General features: G+C 34.8%; 13 protein-coding genes. 7 read left to right on the top strand and 6 right to left on the bottom strand.

Annotated elements, in window-relative coordinates; all coding sequences use genetic code 11:
* Positions 1-179 precede the first annotated feature (179 nt).
* Positions 180-4,091 (top strand): DUF7948 domain-containing protein, encoded by a 3,912-nt coding sequence (locus C1638_RS01890; RefSeq protein WP_109617689.1) that lies wholly within the window; start codon positions 180-182, stop codon positions 4,089-4,091.
* A 31-nt stretch (positions 4,092-4,122) separates the two neighbouring features.
* Here C1638_RS01890 and C1638_RS01895 read toward each other — a convergent pair whose 3' ends face one another.
* Entirely contained in the window at positions 4,123-4,947 is an 825-nt protein-coding gene (locus C1638_RS01895) for a CvfB family protein (protein WP_109617690.1), read from the bottom strand.
* A gap of 127 nt (positions 4,948-5,074) precedes the next feature.
* Between C1638_RS01895 and C1638_RS01900 the strand changes: the two genes are divergently transcribed.
* Positions 5,075-5,521, top strand: a complete 447-nt coding sequence (locus tag C1638_RS01900) for a hypothetical protein (RefSeq protein ID WP_109617693.1) — start codon at positions 5,075-5,077, stop codon at positions 5,519-5,521.
* A 105-nt stretch (positions 5,522-5,626) separates the two neighbouring features.
* On the opposite strand, the gene C1638_RS01905 is transcribed toward C1638_RS01900, so the two are convergent.
* The 5 genes from C1638_RS01905 to recQ all read right to left on the bottom strand — a co-directional run bounded on the left by C1638_RS01905 (position 5,627) and on the right by recQ (position 11,993).
* A complete protein-coding gene (locus C1638_RS01905) occupies positions 5,627-6,466 on the bottom strand; it encodes a proline and serine-rich protein 1 family protein (RefSeq protein ID WP_228427983.1) in 840 nt (279 codons plus the stop codon).
* Positions 6,467-6,568: 102 nt separating this feature from the next.
* The gene (gene lpdA, locus C1638_RS01910) at positions 6,569-7,972 is read right to left on the bottom strand and encodes a dihydrolipoyl dehydrogenase (RefSeq protein ID WP_109617697.1); all 1,404 of its coding nucleotides are present in this window, start codon (positions 7,970-7,972) and stop codon (positions 6,569-6,571) included.
* Between the two features lie 124 nt (positions 7,973-8,096).
* Complete coding sequence (locus tag C1638_RS01915) at positions 8,097-8,447, bottom strand: hypothetical protein (protein WP_109617699.1); 351 nt, start codon at positions 8,445-8,447, stop codon at positions 8,097-8,099.
* 68 nt (positions 8,448-8,515) lie between these two features.
* The gene (locus tag C1638_RS01920; protein ID WP_109617701.1) at positions 8,516-9,595 is read right to left on the bottom strand and encodes a glycosyltransferase; all 1,080 of its coding nucleotides are present in this window, start codon (positions 9,593-9,595) and stop codon (positions 8,516-8,518) included.
* 193 nt (positions 9,596-9,788) lie between these two features.
* Positions 9,789-11,993, bottom strand: a complete 2,205-nt coding sequence (gene recQ / locus C1638_RS01925; RefSeq protein WP_109617702.1) for a DNA helicase RecQ — start codon at positions 11,991-11,993, stop codon at positions 9,789-9,791.
* Positions 11,994-12,151: 158 nt separating this feature from the next.
* On the opposite strand from recQ, the gene C1638_RS01930 reads away from it, so the two are divergent.
* The 5 genes from C1638_RS01930 (at position 12,152) to C1638_RS01950 (ending at position 17,426) form a co-directional block, all read left to right on the top strand.
* On the top strand, positions 12,152-13,111 hold the full coding sequence (locus C1638_RS01930; protein ID WP_109617704.1) for a KpsF/GutQ family sugar-phosphate isomerase: 960 nt from the start codon (positions 12,152-12,154) through the stop codon (positions 13,109-13,111).
* Positions 13,112-13,121: 10 nt separating this feature from the next.
* Positions 13,122-13,685, top strand: coding sequence for a Crp/Fnr family transcriptional regulator (locus C1638_RS01935; RefSeq protein ID WP_109617706.1), 564 nt, complete (start codon positions 13,122-13,124; stop codon positions 13,683-13,685).
* A gap of 96 nt (positions 13,686-13,781) precedes the next feature.
* A complete protein-coding gene (locus tag C1638_RS01940; RefSeq protein WP_109617708.1) occupies positions 13,782-14,468 on the top strand; it encodes a type 1 glutamine amidotransferase domain-containing protein in 687 nt (228 codons plus the stop codon).
* Positions 14,469-14,689: 221 nt separating this feature from the next.
* Complete coding sequence (gene tatC / locus C1638_RS01945) at positions 14,690-15,517, top strand: twin-arginine translocase subunit TatC (RefSeq protein ID WP_109617710.1); 828 nt, start codon at positions 14,690-14,692, stop codon at positions 15,515-15,517.
* 277 nt (positions 15,518-15,794) lie between these two features.
* Positions 15,795-17,426 (top strand): M1 family metallopeptidase, encoded by a 1,632-nt coding sequence (locus C1638_RS01950; protein ID WP_109617713.1) that lies wholly within the window; start codon positions 15,795-15,797, stop codon positions 17,424-17,426.
* The last annotated feature ends 21 nt before the right edge of the window (positions 17,427-17,447 follow it).

Below are 17,447 nucleotides of genomic sequence, written 5' to 3' on the forward strand. Positions count from 1 at the left end.
ACAAATTTGTGCAAATTTATAGTAAAATTTATTTTTGACAAAATTGTTAAACAAAAAAATTAAACAAAATTGTCATGACATTCATCATGTTTCAAAAAAAAAATAAAATTCAGTGATTTATTATTTAATGATCAATCAAAAGGGGATTTTCATATCTTTACTGTAAAAATTAATAACCGATGCCAAAAATTTTATTTCTCCTCTCATTTCTGAGTGGGATATTTATATTTTCTCAAAAAAAGATATCAGAAAACAATTCTTATTATTTTTACGAAAACAAGGGTCAAATTATTGATCAGGATGGTAAAGAAAATAAAGATGTAAAATATCTATTTCATTCTAAGGGATTAAATGTACAATTACATTCTAATGGGTTTTCTTATGATATTTATGAAACAAAAAAAACTGCAAATCCTAATTTTTCAAAAAAATCTGACAAACTTATTCCCGATCCCAGGCATTATAATATAGATGAATTCATCTATGAAAAACTGATTCATAGAATCGATATTGAGTTTGTAAATTCTAATAGAAACCCAAGCATTACCGCAGAGGGAAAGTCTCCAGATTATGATAACTATTTCAATCTCCCTAATAACTCTAAAGGCATTAGAAATGTTCATCGTTTTCAAAAGATTCGATATAAGGACATTTATCCTAACATTGACCTTATCTTCTTCAAGCCCAATGATACTTTGAAACCAATTGAATATAATTTCATCATCAATCCAGGCGGAAAGGTTTCAGATATAAAAATGAAATTCAATGGAGCTCCTACATCCATTAAAAATGATAAACTTACTATGAATGTACGTTTTGGAGAAATTCATGAAAACATTCCTAATAGTTGGATCATTACTGCTAAAAAAGAAAATATAAACATTTCTTTTAAGGATCTAGGAAACCAGACTTTTGGGTTCAACTCTCCGAATGACACTTATAAAAATACCCTTGTTATTGATCCTGTCCCTACAAGAGTTTGGGGAAGCTATGCCGGAGGGTATGGCGAAGAATATGGAAGAATAGAAACAGATATTCAAAATAATGCCTATTTGTTTGGCTCTACCAATAGCACAAACAACCTAGCAACTTCTGGGACTTACCAACAAACTATAATAGGAACTTTTGATGCTTTTTTAACAAAAATAACCAAAGATGGGCAAAAGCTATGGGGCACTTATTATGGAACACCTTTGAATGATTCCTTTGAGGATGTTGATTTTGATGGAACTTTCAATGTATATGCAGGAGGAGAAACGTATAGATCAGGAAGTAATACAGATGTTACCCTGGTTAAGTTTGACAATAATGGAGGTCTAGTCTACGAAAAAAATTTTATTGGTAACTCACCGGATGAACTATATACTGTATCTTATAATAATGGACAGGTTTTTTTAGGAGGCCAAACAATGAGTCCTAATTTCCCTGTATTAAATGCATCCCAACCAACAAAACTAAGCCCCAATGGTTATTCTGATGCTTACCTGACTGCTCTAGATGCATTAACCGGTAATATGATATGGTCTTCATTTTTTGGAGCTTCGGATCACTCAACTGCTATTTTTAACATATTCTCTTCTTCAGGGGACTTAGAAATTATTGGAGCTACTCAATCACCATTAATCCCAATGGTCAATCCCTTTCAACCAACTTTTGGAGGTGTATCAGACGGATTATACTTAAAGTTCTCAAAAACAGGAACATTATTAAGATCTAGCTATTATGGATATTCCAGTCAGGAATTTGTATGGGAGGCAAGAATCGTAAATAATATTTTAATATTGGCAGGTGAGTTTCCTAATCTAAATGGGCCAATCTATGGGCCAGCAGGAATTTGGAGGGTAGATCTGGGTACCAATGCTATCACCAAGGTTACTCTGCCTTTTCATTATACGACTCAGCTTACAGCACATATTGATTCTGAAAGTAATGTATTTTTCAGTGCACTATCCAATGTAGGCCAAACCGACATAGCTACTTCTGATGGCTATATGACATCCACCGGCCCATACATAAAGACCTCAATGATAAAATATGACATCAATAACAATAGAGAATGGGGTACATTTTATGGAGGTAATGGAGGTACTCAGCTAGGTCGTATTACAAAAGACAGTGATGGGTTTATTTATTTAACAGGAATGTCTAGCAACAATACAACAGGAATTGCTACTCCCGGAACTTTTCAACAGCAGGGAGGGCATCCGTCTAATGATATTTTTATTGCCAAATTTAAAGATTGTAAGTCTACGATTACATTAACTTCCAATTCTCCAGTCTGTCCTAATTCTACCCTTCAACTTAATGCCAATGGAGGAACAACATACAAATGGACCGGCCCGAACGGATTTACTTCCACACTACAAAACCCTACCATTCCTAATGCTAATGCTGCAAATGAGGGCATCTATTTCTGCCAGGTTACCGGATCATCTTGTGATGGCGTTTTCACAATGGATATTACTGTTGGCGATAGTGTACTACCGGTTCCTGATATTATTAACTTACCTGATATTACAGGGGACTGCAATACAGTAATTACCAACTTCCCTACTGCTACAGACAACTGTGCCGGAGCGATTACTGCAACTACAACAGATCCACTATCATACTCTATTCCCGGAAATTATGTCATTCATTGGACCTATAATGATGGCCATGGAAATACAGCTACACAAAATCAAAATGTAATTGTTAGTCCTATTGCAATTCCAATGAGTGCAAGTACATCACAGATATTTTGTTCAAAAAACAATCCGAAAATTTCAGATATTCAGATCACAGGCCAAAATATAAAATGGTATGATGCTGCAGGCAATATTTTACCAATAACAACACCTCTTGTTAATGGACAGACTTATTATGTCTCTCAAACCATTAATGGCTGTGAAAGTAGCAAAAGGGCCATTCAGGTAACAGTAAATACGACTCCTAAGCCAACGGCTAATGTGAATCAGGAGTTCTGTGAATCAGCAAATCCAGCATTAGATAAGTTGGTCGTAACGGGAACTTCATTGATATTCTATAATGCAGCAGGAAATGTGTTGCCAATAACAACACCTCTTGTGCATGGACAAACTTATTATGTAACTCAAACATTAAACAATTGTGAGTCTGAAAAGCTAGCTATTTCTGTAACGCTTACTCTGGATAATGTTCCCGCTAAAGACTATGCAGAGACCTTATGTAACAATAATACAGGAAATACAATGACCGTAAACCTTCAGTCTTATGAGGGCAGTATCATTAATAATCCTGGTAATTATGTTTTTACTTATACAGATACAGCTGGAAACCCTATTGCTAACCCTTCAGCTTATGTTTTAAATATTGGAACAACAGTTATTCGGGTGAGAGTATCAACTGCTGCCGGATGTTTCAAATTAGTGAGATTAAGTTTAACTTTAAATCCTAAACCTGTTGTTAATCTTCCTCTAAAATTAGATTTTTGCGCAGGTAAATCTGCAATTTTGGATCCTGGACCAGGATTTAAATCTTATTTATGGAGCACAGGGGCTACAACCCAAACCATTACAGTATCTACGCCAGGAACTTATTCTGTAAAGGTAACCAACAATTTCGGATGTGAGAATACAGCCTCCACTCAGGTTACTCATACTGTTTTACCGTCTATTGTATCAATAAATATTACAAACACTACAGCCACAGTTATTCTTTCCGAAACGGGAAGCTTTGAATACTCTCTGGATAATTCCACATGGCAGGATTCTAATATTTTCACTAATCTAAGTATGGGAGAATATACAGTGTATGTAAGAACAAAAGCTGGCTGTACTATTGGGCAAAAAAAATTCTCCATTTTCAATATACCAAATGTAATTACACCTAACGGAGATGGAATCAATGATACCTGGAGAATAGCCGGATTAGAAAATTATCCCGGAACTGAAGTTCTCCTTTATGATAGAAGAGGAATGCTTATTTTTAAGGAAGTAATAAAGAAATCTCCTTTCCAATGGAATGGGAAATATGACCTACAACCAATTCCTACAGGAAGTTATTGGTACACCATACAGGTTTCGGACGGAAGAAATTATAACGGATGGCTATTGATTAAGAATAGAGAATAAAAAAAGAGCAGATAATTCTGCTCTTTTTGTTTTATAATAATTTGATTTTGTCTTCTGTAATATCGATGATCTTATCTTTATAAAGTCCTCCGATGGCTTTCTTAAAATTCTTTTTACTCATCTGAAGTTCATCTTTAATTTCTTCAGGGGAAGATTTATCTGAAACATGTAGAAGTCCATAATTTTCTTCCAGTTTATCCAAAATCTTTTGTTTGAATTCATCAATGTTTTCAAAACCATCAGACTGTAGAGAAACATCAATTTTACCATCTTCACGAATAACTTTGATATAACCTTTCTCTTCTGATAAAGGATATAGCTTTTTGAAAACATCTGATGTGTAAATCAAACCTATATATTGTTTATTGATTACCACATTCCATCCCAGTTCACTTTCATTCATCATGATAAGATCTACTTTATCTCCTTTTTTAAATGGAAGATCCTGATATTGTGGATTTCTCTTAAACTTTGTAGTTCCTGTGATCAGATCCATATTTTCGTCTACATAAATATAAACCAAATATCTTTTTCCTTCAATGATCTTAGTCTTCTGCTGCTTGTAGGGAATAAAAAGATCCTTAATAATCCCCCAATCCATAAACGCTCCGCTAGGCAGACTCTGCACACAGCTCATCACCGCAAATTCACCTACTTCTGCCAATGGAATCTCAGTGGTAGCCTTTAATTTATCATCATCCTGATAAACAAAAACCTCAACATACTCTCCTATTTCCTGATCTTCACGAGTGAAAATTTTAGGAAGAAAAGCCTTTTCACCGGATTCGTCCGTTAAGATCCATCCTGAATTATTTTTATCTAAAATTTCTAAATTCTGAGTTTTTCCGAGTTGCATTGATGATAAATTAGCTGACAAAGGTACGGAAATTTGAAGATTTTAACCTACTGAATACTTTTAAGAATTATTTTATCTTTCCAATAGCCTTTAAAACTGCTACATTTGAATAAAAATACCGGAAAACATGAAAAAATATTTCGTTCTAGCATTTCTTATTTCTACGGTCACTGCAAACGCACAATTACTGGAAAATGCAGCCATTAATGTAGCTTATCGATACTCCGGACGAAATGTTTTACAGGCCGGCTTAGAGTTCAGAATTGGGGATTCTCGTTATCAATCTGTAATTCTTGGCCCATCCATGCTTTATACACGTATCAATCAAACCGATAAATTTCTTCCGGAAGCCAATGTTTATTACACTAATAATGGGCAGCTTTATGGAGTTTCAATAAACCAATACTCACTGGAACCTAGAATTGGAATCTCACTGTTCAATATGCTATTTCTCAATACCGGATATGCCTTTCCCATCCATAAGGACAAATATTTTAAAGGGATTACTTTCGGAGTACAATTCAATATTGCGCCCAATAACTCCAAGTTTTATGATAAAATGAGGATCATGTAAATAAATTAAAATTTTATTATTTTTAATCGGTTTCGTAAATTATTTATTCAAATCTACAGAAGATTCATTCACAAAAAAGAGAAGCGGTTAACTTCTCTTACTCTATTATAATCTGGAAATATAATCCATCAGTTCCCTTTTGCTGTTTTCAAAATCAAATGCATCATAGACTACAAAATATTTGTTCTTATCAGCACAATTATGATACATAGATTTCGCTAAAGCTAATTTATTTTTATCAAAACTGAGCGACTTTACCAAGTCTCTTATCTGTACAGCTGTAAACATGGTATTTCGCATCTGTTGATTAATCATTGCAACTTTACCATCATCAAAGCTTTCATTTCTTTTTAACATCTCAAAAAACTGGCGGAAACTTGCATTATCCATGACATTTCCTGCATTATTCCAATTTCCGGAGTTATTACCGTAAGGGTTATTCCATACATCATTCCAATCATTAAATCCGTATTGCCCCTGAACAGGATATGAATCTAAAAGATACAACCCCTCATTTGTGAAAAAGTCCAGTACCATTCTACTATTATTTCGAAGCATTAAAGTAGTTCTGTAAATTAAAAACCCGTTTTCATAAATAGAGACAGGTACTTTACCAGATTGCAAATCAAAGAAACGGTATTTTCCAGAGCCATTTCCTATCATTTGGTCTCCAACTTCAACGGTAAAAAAGCCTTGTTCTGGGATTCGAAGAAAAACCTCAGCATATCCATAGTTTTTATTCCATTGATAATTGGGGCTTTTTATCTTATTATTGGAACGGTCTGAACTGCGGTCAATCGTTTTATTTCTTGTATTTATTCCGTTTGGAGCCTGCATTTCTGTGGTAGAAGCTTCATTTCTTAGCAGTTCTCCTACTTTTCCTGCTTCTTGAGCAAATGAACTAATGCCTATCAAAAGCATTGAACTTATAAAAATTTTCTTCATTCCTAATTTTTTCAAGATTAATCTCCATTTTTATGCCAAAAAAAGGGAAAATCAGTTGATTTTCCCTTTCTATATTGAAATGATTAATTTCTTAATCAAATATTACATGTGAATTGATCTTTTTGCTGTAGCATCTAATGCAGCTTCTTTAATAGCTTCTGCATAAGTTGGGTGAGCGTGAGAACTTCTTGCAATATCTTCAGCACTTGCACGGAATTCCATAGCAATTACTCCTTCAGCAATAAGGTCAGCAGCTCTTGCTCCAATGATGTGCATTCCTAAGATCTCATCAGTTTTTTCGTCTGCAATAATCTTCACAAGACCATCTACATCACCACTTGCACGGCTTCTTCCTAGCGCTCTCATTGGGAAAGATCCTACTTTGTAAGCTACTCCTTCCTCTTTCAATTGCTCTTCAGTTTTACCTACTCCTGCAACTTCCGGCCAAGTATATACAACACCTGGGATCAGATTATAGTTGATGTGAGGTTTTTGACCTGCTAATATTTCAGCAACAAGAACTCCTTCTTCCTCTGCTTTGTGAGCAAGCATAGCACCTTTGATAACATCACCAATTGCATAAATGTTTGCAACGTTAGTTTGTAGGTGATCGTTTGTTTTTACTCTTCCTCTTTCGTCTAGCTCTACGCCAGCCTTTTCAAGACCAAGACCATCTGTATAAGGTTTTCTTCCTACAGAAACTAAACAGTAATCTCCTTCTACAACTACCTCTTCACCTTTTTTATCTTTAGCAGTGATCTTTACAGTATCTCCGTTTCTCTCCACTGCAGAAACCGCAGTAGAAAGCATAAACTTCATACCTTGCTTTTTAAGAACCTTAGTTAATTCTTTGCTTAAAGCACCATCCATTCCAGGGATAATTTTATCCATGAATTCAACAACTGTTACCTGAGCACCTAATCTTAAGTATACAGAACCTAATTCAAGACCAATAACTCCACCTCCGATTACCACAAGGTGCTTAGGAATTTCTTTAAGATTTAATGCTTCAGTAGAAGTGATCACTCTTTCTTTATCTAGAGAGATAAAAGGAAGTGAAGACGGCTTAGAACCTGTTGCAATGATTGTATATTTAGATTCGATCGTTTCAGAAGAACCGTCGTTTTTAGTGATTTTAATTTGAGTAGCAGATTCAAAACTTCCTAATCCTTCAAAAACGGTAATTTTGTTTTTGTCCATCAAAAAGTTGATCCCCTTAGTTGTTTGGTCTACCACTTCGTTTTTACGCTCAATGATTCTTGCAATATCTGCTTTTGGCTCATTGATAATAATTCCGTGGCTTGCAAAATTGTGTTTTGCATTCTCGAAATGCTCTGAGCTGTCAAGAAGCGCTTTTGACGGAATACATCCAACGTTAAGACAAGTTCCGCCTAAAGTTGAATATTTTTCAATAATTGCTGTTTTGAAACCTAACTGTGCTGCACGGATCGCAGCTACATAACCTCCAGGACCAGAACCTATTACGGTAACATCGAATTGACTCATGTTATTTTATGAATTTGTTTATTATTATCTATCTTACTTCTCACAAATTTACGTATAAATTACCAAGCACCAAAGTGAGTTTTATCAATTTTGAGATCAAAAAAATTTAAATACCTTAACGCGGTTATAGATCTATTCTCACCTTTCCGCTTCCAATACTTCCTGAGCTATCAAAATAAGAACCGCCATATACATACCACTCAAGGTTTTCCAGATACTCCGCTGCATTTTCAGGGGTTATGAGTGTACGGTCTTTTTTCGAAACAATTCCTTTGTACCATCTTCCTGATTTGGAAAAACTTTCATATTCCACAAAATAATGAATCCATATTCTTTGACACAATTTACATTGTTGAATCGTTACTTCTCCATATCTTCCATTAGTATGATCTATACCTAATTCTGAACTTCTATATTCTGTATAATTGGAGCCGGGTTTTTCACAAGCGCATCCTATTTGGGAAACTTTATTCATTGACATCTATTTTATCAGATCCCAAATCTAAGAAAATAAACCTCCATAAGACAAGTGATAGGGTAATACTATTTCACCAAATCCAGCAGAACCTTTTCGTATTTACCCATGATAATATTTTTTGAAAATCTGGATTTAATAGAATTCTTTATAGCATCACGATTATAATTTTGCTGCATCGCGGATATTATTTTCTGTGCAAAATCCTCATAATTTTCAATATTACCAACTTCCCCGTTAATATTATACTGAATAATCTCGTTAATCCCTCCGGGGCAGTTATTGGCTAAGGAATAGGTTCCACAGGCACCAGCTTCCAAAAGTACATTAGGAAAACCCTCATATCTTGAAGAAAGGATAAATAAATCTGCATATTTTAAAAACTGATAAGGATTCTCTTGGCGGCCATGAAAAATAACGTTCTTAAGTCCCAGAAATTCCTTCATTTGGAGCAATACATCCTTATCTTTTCCATCTCCTAAGATGTGAAGCTGGATATTTTCACTTTTAAGCCTTGAAAACACTTTCAATAGATTATCAAAGCCTTTTCTCGCAGATAAATTCCCAATGGCCACTACATTTTTATAGTTGTATTTGAAACATTCAGGTTTGGAAGAAATCGCTAGCTTTTCATCAATGAAATCAAAATCTACAGGGTTATTAATTTTGACAATTTTTTTCTTTTTAATCTTAAAATTATCAACCAGATCTTTCATCATATCATCACTTTGAGCAATGATTCTCTGATAGTTATTATAAAAATTATAGAAAAATTTGATTTCTTTTCTGGTAACATGCTGCGTCACCACATTTGTTTCTCTGGCAATAAACTTTGTTCTCGGAAAAAGCTTTATAAATAATGATAAATAAGCATTCACTTCACCAAAACCGGAAAATACAATATCAGGTTTTCTTCTGTAGATTTCCCCTAAAATAGGCCTTAATGAATGTCTTATTCTTTCTGTATTAATGTCTATGATCTCAACATCTTTTTTCAAGAAATTAAGATATCCGCCTTGTTTCCGTAAAAGCAAAATCTTGGGTTCAAAACGATCCCTGGAGAGATGATTTGCAATGGTGGTAACAATTCTTTCTGCGCCTCCGGTTTCTAAGTCCGGCAGAATAAATATGACAGATATTTTTTTCATCAGTTAAAGTTACTAAAAAGTTTGGTTATGTTTAAAGTGAAGCCAGGCTGTAGCAATCTTATTAACAGAAATTAACTAAGCTTTAAAATAGGAGCTTATTTTATATTTATTCTTAAAATAAGACAGGGACAAAAATAAATTAAGCTCTTCAATCGAAGAGCTTAATTTATTTCTTTTAATTATGTTGAAATATTTAATTTGCAACGTCACTGATAAATTTGATTCTCAGCATTCTTACTTCCTCATCAGACAATTCATCTCCAAATTCATCAAGCAGCACTTTCATACTATCACTTTCTGATTCGTTCATGAATTCCATAAAGCCGTCAACAATATCTTCATCAAAATTATCTTCGATATAATAATCGATATTCAGTTTTGTTCCCTGGTAGACAATTCGTTCCATTTCTTTCAATAATTCGTCCATAGAAAGATTCTTGGCTCTTGCTATATCTTCAAGGTCAATTTTCTTATCGGTACTCTGAATAATGAAAACCTTATGGCTGGATTTATTGGCAACCTGCTTCAAAACCATATCCTGTGTACGCTCTATATTGTTATCCTCAACATAGGTTTTGATATAGTCTGCGAATTCCTTACCATATTTTTTAGCTTTTCCTTCTCCTACACCATAAATCTTAGCAATCTCATCTACAGTAATAGGATATTGAACAGTCATATCTTCCAAACTCGGGTCCATAAACACCGTATATGGTGGAATACTATACTTTTTAGCTACTTTTTTCCTTAATTCTTTTAGGAGGTTGAACAGATCCTGATCTAAGCCTCCGGCAGCCTGCTGCTGTACCTGATCACTGTCTGCCTTAGCTTGTGTAAGATCAAACTCTCTATCTTCTGTAATTAAAAAGATATCCTTGGATTTACCACTTAAAGCTTCTCGTCCCTTTTCAGAAATCTTTAGAACACCATAGGTTTCAATATCTTTTTGCAGGTAATTCTGAACAGTAGCCTGTCTCAGGATTGTTTTCCAATAGTTATCCTTTTCATCTTTTCCGAAGCTAAAATGAGGATTCTGCTCCAGTTTATAGGATTTTGTAACAGCTGTTTCTTTTCCAACGATAACAGAGATTAAATCTTTTGATTTGAATTTTTCTCCAGTATCGCTAATCAGTTCAAGGACCTTTTTTAAATCTGTAGTAGCATCTTTTAATTTTGGAGGATTGAATGAGTTATCACACATCTTCGCTCCGTCTCCATTCACAGGATCAAAGATTTCTCCAAAATAATATAGAATATATTGTCTTCTGCTCATTGAAGTTTCGGCATAACCTACCACTTCATTCAAAAGCTGCAATCCGATTTCTCTTTCAGAAACAGGTTTTTGTGCCAGGAATTTCTCAAGTTTTTCAATATCCTTAGGATCGTAGAATGCCAGACAATGGCCTTCGCCACCATCTCTTCCTGCTCTTCCGGTTTCCTGATAATAACTTTCCAGAGATTTCGGGAAGTCATAGTGAATCACGAAACGAACATCCGGCTTGTCAATTCCCATTCCAAATGCAATGGTTGCAACAATAACATCTACTTCCTCCATCAGGAATTTATCCTGATTGGCAACCCTCACTTTTTGGTCAAGACCAGCATGGTAAGGAAGTGCATTGATTCCGTTTACCTGCAGAAGTTGGGCAAATTCTTCCACTTTTCTTCTGCTCAGGCAATATACGATTCCTGATTTTCCTTTATGCTGATTGATAAATTTAACAATCTCCCTATCTATATTTATTTTGGGACATACCTCATAATATAGATTAGGACGGTTAAAACTTTCCTTAAAGACCAAAGCATTCGTCATCCCCAATGTCTTTTGGATATCATCCTGAACCTTTGGTGTTGCTGTTGCCGTTAAGGCGATCACCGGTACATCGGCAATCTTATCAATAATTTGTTTCAAGTTCCTGTATTCAGGTCTAAAATCATGTCCCCACTCTGAAATACAGTGTGCCTCATCAATAGCAAAGAAAGAAATCTTAACTTCTTTCAAAAAGTCCAGATAATCATCTTTAATCAATGATTCAGGAGCAACATACAAAAGTTTGGTTTTTCCGCTTTTTATGTCGTCAAAAACTTGTTTTGTCTGTGTCTTGTTTAATGATGAATTTAATACATGCGCTACCCCATTCTCAGATGAAAGCCCGTTTACGGCATCTACCTGATTTTTCATTAACGCTATTAAAGGTGAAACAACTATTGCCGTACCTTCCGAAATAAGTGCCGGAAGCTGATAACATAATGATTTACCACCACCTGTAGGCATCAAAACAAATATATCCTTCCCATTCAATAGGTTTTCTATGATTTGTTCTTGTTGTCCCTTAAATGTAGAAAACCCAAAATACTTTTTCAATTCGCCCGATAAATTGGCTTTTTTTGCGCTCATCTAATTTTCTATTGCTAAATTTGCATCTAACCCAAAGTTATAAAAATTCTGCTTAAAATAAAAGCGAACGAATTTATAAAAAATAAAATTTATATTAAATTTTGTTTTTAAAATATAACATTTTTTAAAAACTTTTTTGTATACCTTATTGTCATAAAATGGATAGAACCAACATAATATCAATAGCTAAAAGTACTTTAGAAATAGAAATTTCAGAACTTGAAAAATTAAAAAACAGAATTGACGACCAATTTGCCCAGGCAGTAGAAATTATTCATTCTGCAAAAGGGAAATTGATTGTAGTAGGTATTGGAAAATCTGCTCATGTAGGCAATAAAATTGTTGCTACACTGAACTCTACAGGAACTCCATCACAATTTCTGCATGCTTCGGAGGCTATTCATGGTGATCTTGGAGTAATTCAAAAGCAAGATGTAGTGCTATGCATCTCCAATTCCGGAAATTCTCCTGAAATTGCGAATCTTGTTCCTTATCTGAAAGATTATTCTTCTGCATTGATAGGAATGACCGGTAATAAAAAAAGTAAATTGGCAGAATTCTCTGAAATTATCCTTGATACCCACGTTGATGTTGAAGCTTGTCCTAATAAACTGGCACCTACAAGCTCTACAACTATTCAAATGGCATTAGGTGATGCCCTTGCGGTAGCTTTAATGGAGCTTAATGAATTCAAAGCGAATGATTTTGCTAAGTTTCATCCCGGAGGAAGTTTAGGAAAAAACCTGACTTCTAAAGTTGAACAGTTCCTGTCTTCACAAAAGCCTCAGGTTTCTGAAGATGCTACCATAAGAGATGTTATCATTTCCATCAGTGCTTCAAGCCACGGAATTACTGTGGTTACCAATGGAGATCAGATTGTAGGAGTTATTACAGATGGTGATCTGAGAAGAATGTTAATGAAAGGAGAAGATATCAGTAAAGTCTTTGCTAAGGACATCATGTCTGCTCATCCAAGAACCATTGAAAAGGATGCCAGAGCTAAAGAAGCCATGAAAACTTTGAAAGAAAATAATATTGGCCAGCTTGTAGTTACTGAAAACGGAAAGTATTTCGGGATCATTGATCTGCATAAGTTATTGGATGAAGGAATAAATTAATGCTGATGATATGAGCCATTTTCTACACGCACATATCCGGGAAATCATTGACCTTACAGATGATGAGCTTGAGATTCTACAAGGCTTTTTCACAAAAAAGAGATTCCGAAAAAGACAATTTCTGATACAGGAACATCAACCTGTACATGAAATTTTTCTGATAGAGAAAGGTATTCTTAAAAGTAGTATTATAGATAACACAGGAAAAGAGCATATTCTTCAGTTCGCGGCACCCAACTGGTGGATTTCAGATTTTGCCGGATTTTTTAAGCAGGAAACTTCATCACTGGCCGTGGAATGCATTGAAGATTCTGAAGTGTATGCAGTATCTTATGAAGATTTGAATATTCTTTGTTCAAAAGTACCAACCATGGAACGCTTTTTCAGAATAAAGTCCAATTTTGGGTATGTAGCCCTACAGCAGAGAATCCTTTCATTAATGAGTAAGTCTGCCAAAGAACGTTATGAAGATTTTATACAACAATATCCCGGTTTTATAGATCATATCCCCAAACAGCTTATAGCAAGCTATCTGGGAGTTTCCAGAGAGACATTAAGCCGACTATATTCTTAAGATGTGACCTAGGTCACATCTTTTTTTTGAGGTATATCCTTATCATGATAAGTTTAAAAGTCCAATCTTTGTATTATAATTTTAATATAAATACCAATGAAAAAGAAAGCATTAATTGTAGTAACAAGTGTGGAGAAATATCCTAATATGGAAAGAGCAACAGGCCTTTGGCTGGGTGAAGCGGTTCATTTTTATGAAAAGTTAGATGAGAAAGGCTATGAGATTGATTTTGTAAGTCCAAAAGGAGGCTATACTCCACTAGATCCTATTTCCTTACAAATGTTTGTACAACCTGTAGACTGGAAATATTATGCCGATACAACTTTCAGAGAAAAAATGGCAAATACTTTAAAACCGGATGAAGTTAACCCTAAAGATTATAATGTTATTTATTATGCAGGAGGTCATGGTGTTGTATGGGATTTTCCTGACAATAATGAATTACAGGAAATTGCCCGCAGTATTTATGAAGATGGGGGAATTGTATCGTCAGTATGCCACGGAGCTGTAGGACTTTTTAATATAAAGCTTTCCAATGGAGAACATCTGATTAATGGAAAAACAGTTACCGGGTTTTCAAACTCAGAGGAAATTGCTGCAGAATTGGCCGATCACATGCCTTACCTGACAGAAGATGTACTGAAAAGTAAAGGAGCCCATTATGTAAAAGCGGATCAGGATTTTATTCCTTTTGCTGTTTCTGATGGAAGACTTGTTACAGGGCAAAACCCTCAATCCGGAGGTGCCGTAGCAGATAAAGTGTTGGAAATTTTGGAAAAATAAATACCAAAACTAGAAATAAAAAACAGCTTGCAGTCTAAAATAATCATTTTGGGCTGCAAGCTGTTGTATCCAAAAGTATCTTTAAGAATACGTCAACTGTCTGTAACATAAACTTGAACAAAATCATTGATAATAAATTCTAAATACTGATTATTATTTCATAATTTCGCAGACTTAAACTGCTTGCCTCACAGGGTTAGTATTTTGAAAGATTCTACTATATGGACAATAAAAAAGACATGTCCTTTCTTGGGCACATTGGAGAATTAAGAGGACATTTGGTCCGTTCAATCATTGCTATCATCATTGCAGCCTTTGCGGTTGGTTTCAATATCAATTGGATTATGGACCACGTTTTTTTCGGGCCTACCAGAAATGATTTTCCTACATTCAAAGTTGTTAATCATTTTTCAAGAATGATCTTAGGAGAAGACAGTATTCACCTTCCAAAGGACTTTCCTGTACGTGTACAAAGACTGTATCAGCAGTTTAATGTAATGATGTCTGTTTCCATTTTTGGTGGACTAGTAGCTGCGTTTCCTTATATTGTATGGGAATTATGGCGTTTCATTGGTCCGGCTTTGCACCCAAGAGAAAGAAAAAATTCCATTTATATTATTAATGCAGTATGGATGCTTTTCATGACAGGAGTTCTATGTGGTTACTTTTTAATCCTGCCTTTTGCAGTCAATTTTGGAGTGATTTTTAAGATTTCAGATATTATTGTTCCGCTTTATGATCTGAGTGATTATACCACGTTGTTTTTGCAGGTTGTATTAGGAATGGGGGTCATCTTTCTTTTCCCTATTTTGATCTATTTCCTTACCACTATTGGAATTTTGACTCCAACATTTATGAAGACTTACCGTCGTCATGCTATTGTATTGATCATGGTAGTGGCTGCAATCATTACTCCTGCAGACGTTTTGAGTATGTTGATGGCTGCATTCCCATTACTTATTTTATATGAGTTTAGTATCATGATGTGTACCGTTACTTATAAAAAGTTACAAAAGAGCAATGGAAATCTTCCTGCTGTACAGAAGTAATTAAGAAATAAAGATTTTATCATCTATATCAAAAGCCCGGCAATAGTCGGGCTTTTTGAATTTTATAAAACTGTCAAAAGACACAGGGGTTTTATTTCTATATTTTCTTTAAGATGCAAAGATTCTATCTTTAAAAAATTATACACTAAGGAACTTTAAAATTAAAATAAACCCTCGCAGACGTCTTGTAAATAAATTACTCAGTATTTTCACCCTATCTTTATTTAGCTGTTAATTTAATTTTATACTTTTGAAAAGATTATTAATTTAATTTTATATGAAAAAGCTGTCATACACCCTTTTATTTGTTTCCGGAATTGCCTTTGGACAGTTCTTTGAAAAGGGTAAAGTTTATACAAAACAGGATACGTTAAAGGGTTCTAATACTTCATTCAGAGATTTTTGGGATGTCAAGAAATATGATTTTTCCGTAGAACCTGACTTTGAACAAAAAAGTGTTAGGGGAACTAATAAGATAAGCTTTGAGATTATAAAGAACGTCACCAACCCTGTTTTTCAGATTGATCTTCAACAACCTATGAAAGCAGATAAAGTTACCGGGAATTTCCCAATCGCCAGCTATAAGCAGGACGGAGACTTTATTTTTATTACCACCAATAAAAAATTTAAAAAAGGAGAGAAATACACCATCGATGTTACCTACTCCGGAAATCCATTAATTGCTAAAAATGCCCCTTGGGACGGAGGATGGGTTTTTACTAAGGATCAAAATGGAAATCCTTGGATGAGTCCCGCTGTTCAGGGAATTGGCTCTTCTATTTGGTTACCAACCAAAGATATATGGAGTGATGAACCGGATAATGGCATCATTATGAAAATTATTACACCAAATGACCTTGTAGGAGTTGGAAACGGAAGACTGATCGATAAAAAGACCAACGGCAGCAAGACTACTTATACATGGGAAGTGAAAAATCCTATCAATGATTACTCTATCATTCCTAATATTGGTAAATACGTAAACTTTAAGGATACCTTTGATGGAGAAAAAGGAAAACTGGATTTGGATTATTGGGTTCTTGATTATAACCTGGAAAAAGCAAAGAAACAGTTCCAACAGGTAAAACCGATGCTTTCTGCATTTGAACATTGGTTTGGGCCCTACCCTTTTTATGAGGATTCCTATAAATTGGTAGATTCCCCTTATTTAGGGATGGAACACCAGAGTAACGTTGCTTATGGGAATGATTACCAAAATGGATACCGCGGAAAAGACCTTTCCGGAACCGGAGTCGGGTTAAAGTGGGATTACATCATTATTCATGAAAGCGGCCATGAATGGTTTGCCAATAATATCACGGCCAAAGATCAGGCAGATATGTGGATCCATGAGAGTTTTACAATGTATTCTGAGGTTCTTTTTACAGAAAACTACCTTGATAAGAAGTCTGCTGATATCTACATGGTAGGCCTTAGAAACAAGATTCAGAATGATGCCCCTATCATTGGGCAATACGGTGTTAGAAATGAAGGCAGCGGTGATATGTACCCTAAAGGAGCCTACATGCTTCATACCATTAGACAGGTCATTAATAATGATGAAAAATTCAGACAGATCTTAAGAGGATTGAGTAAAGACTTCTATCATCAGACGGTTACTACGAAGCAAGTTGAGGATTATATTTCATCCAAATCAGGAATTGATTTTTCAAGTGTCTTCAACCAGTATTTAAGAACCATAAAGATTCCTACCCTTGAGTATTCTCAAAATGGAGATTCTTTTAAATTCAGATATACAGATGTGGTAAAGAATCTTAAACTTCCTATCATCATCAATGGAGATCAAACCATAAACCCTACTGAGGAATGGCAAACCGTAAAGCTTAAGAAAAGCACTCCGGTTGAATTGAGTAAGAATTATTATATTAATTATAAGAGTATTCAATAAATAAAACACAAAGGGCAAAAT

It is taken from the genome of Chryseobacterium oncorhynchi, from assembly GCF_002899895.1.
GTDB classification, from domain to species: domain Bacteria; phylum Bacteroidota; class Bacteroidia; order Flavobacteriales; family Weeksellaceae; genus Chryseobacterium; species Chryseobacterium oncorhynchi.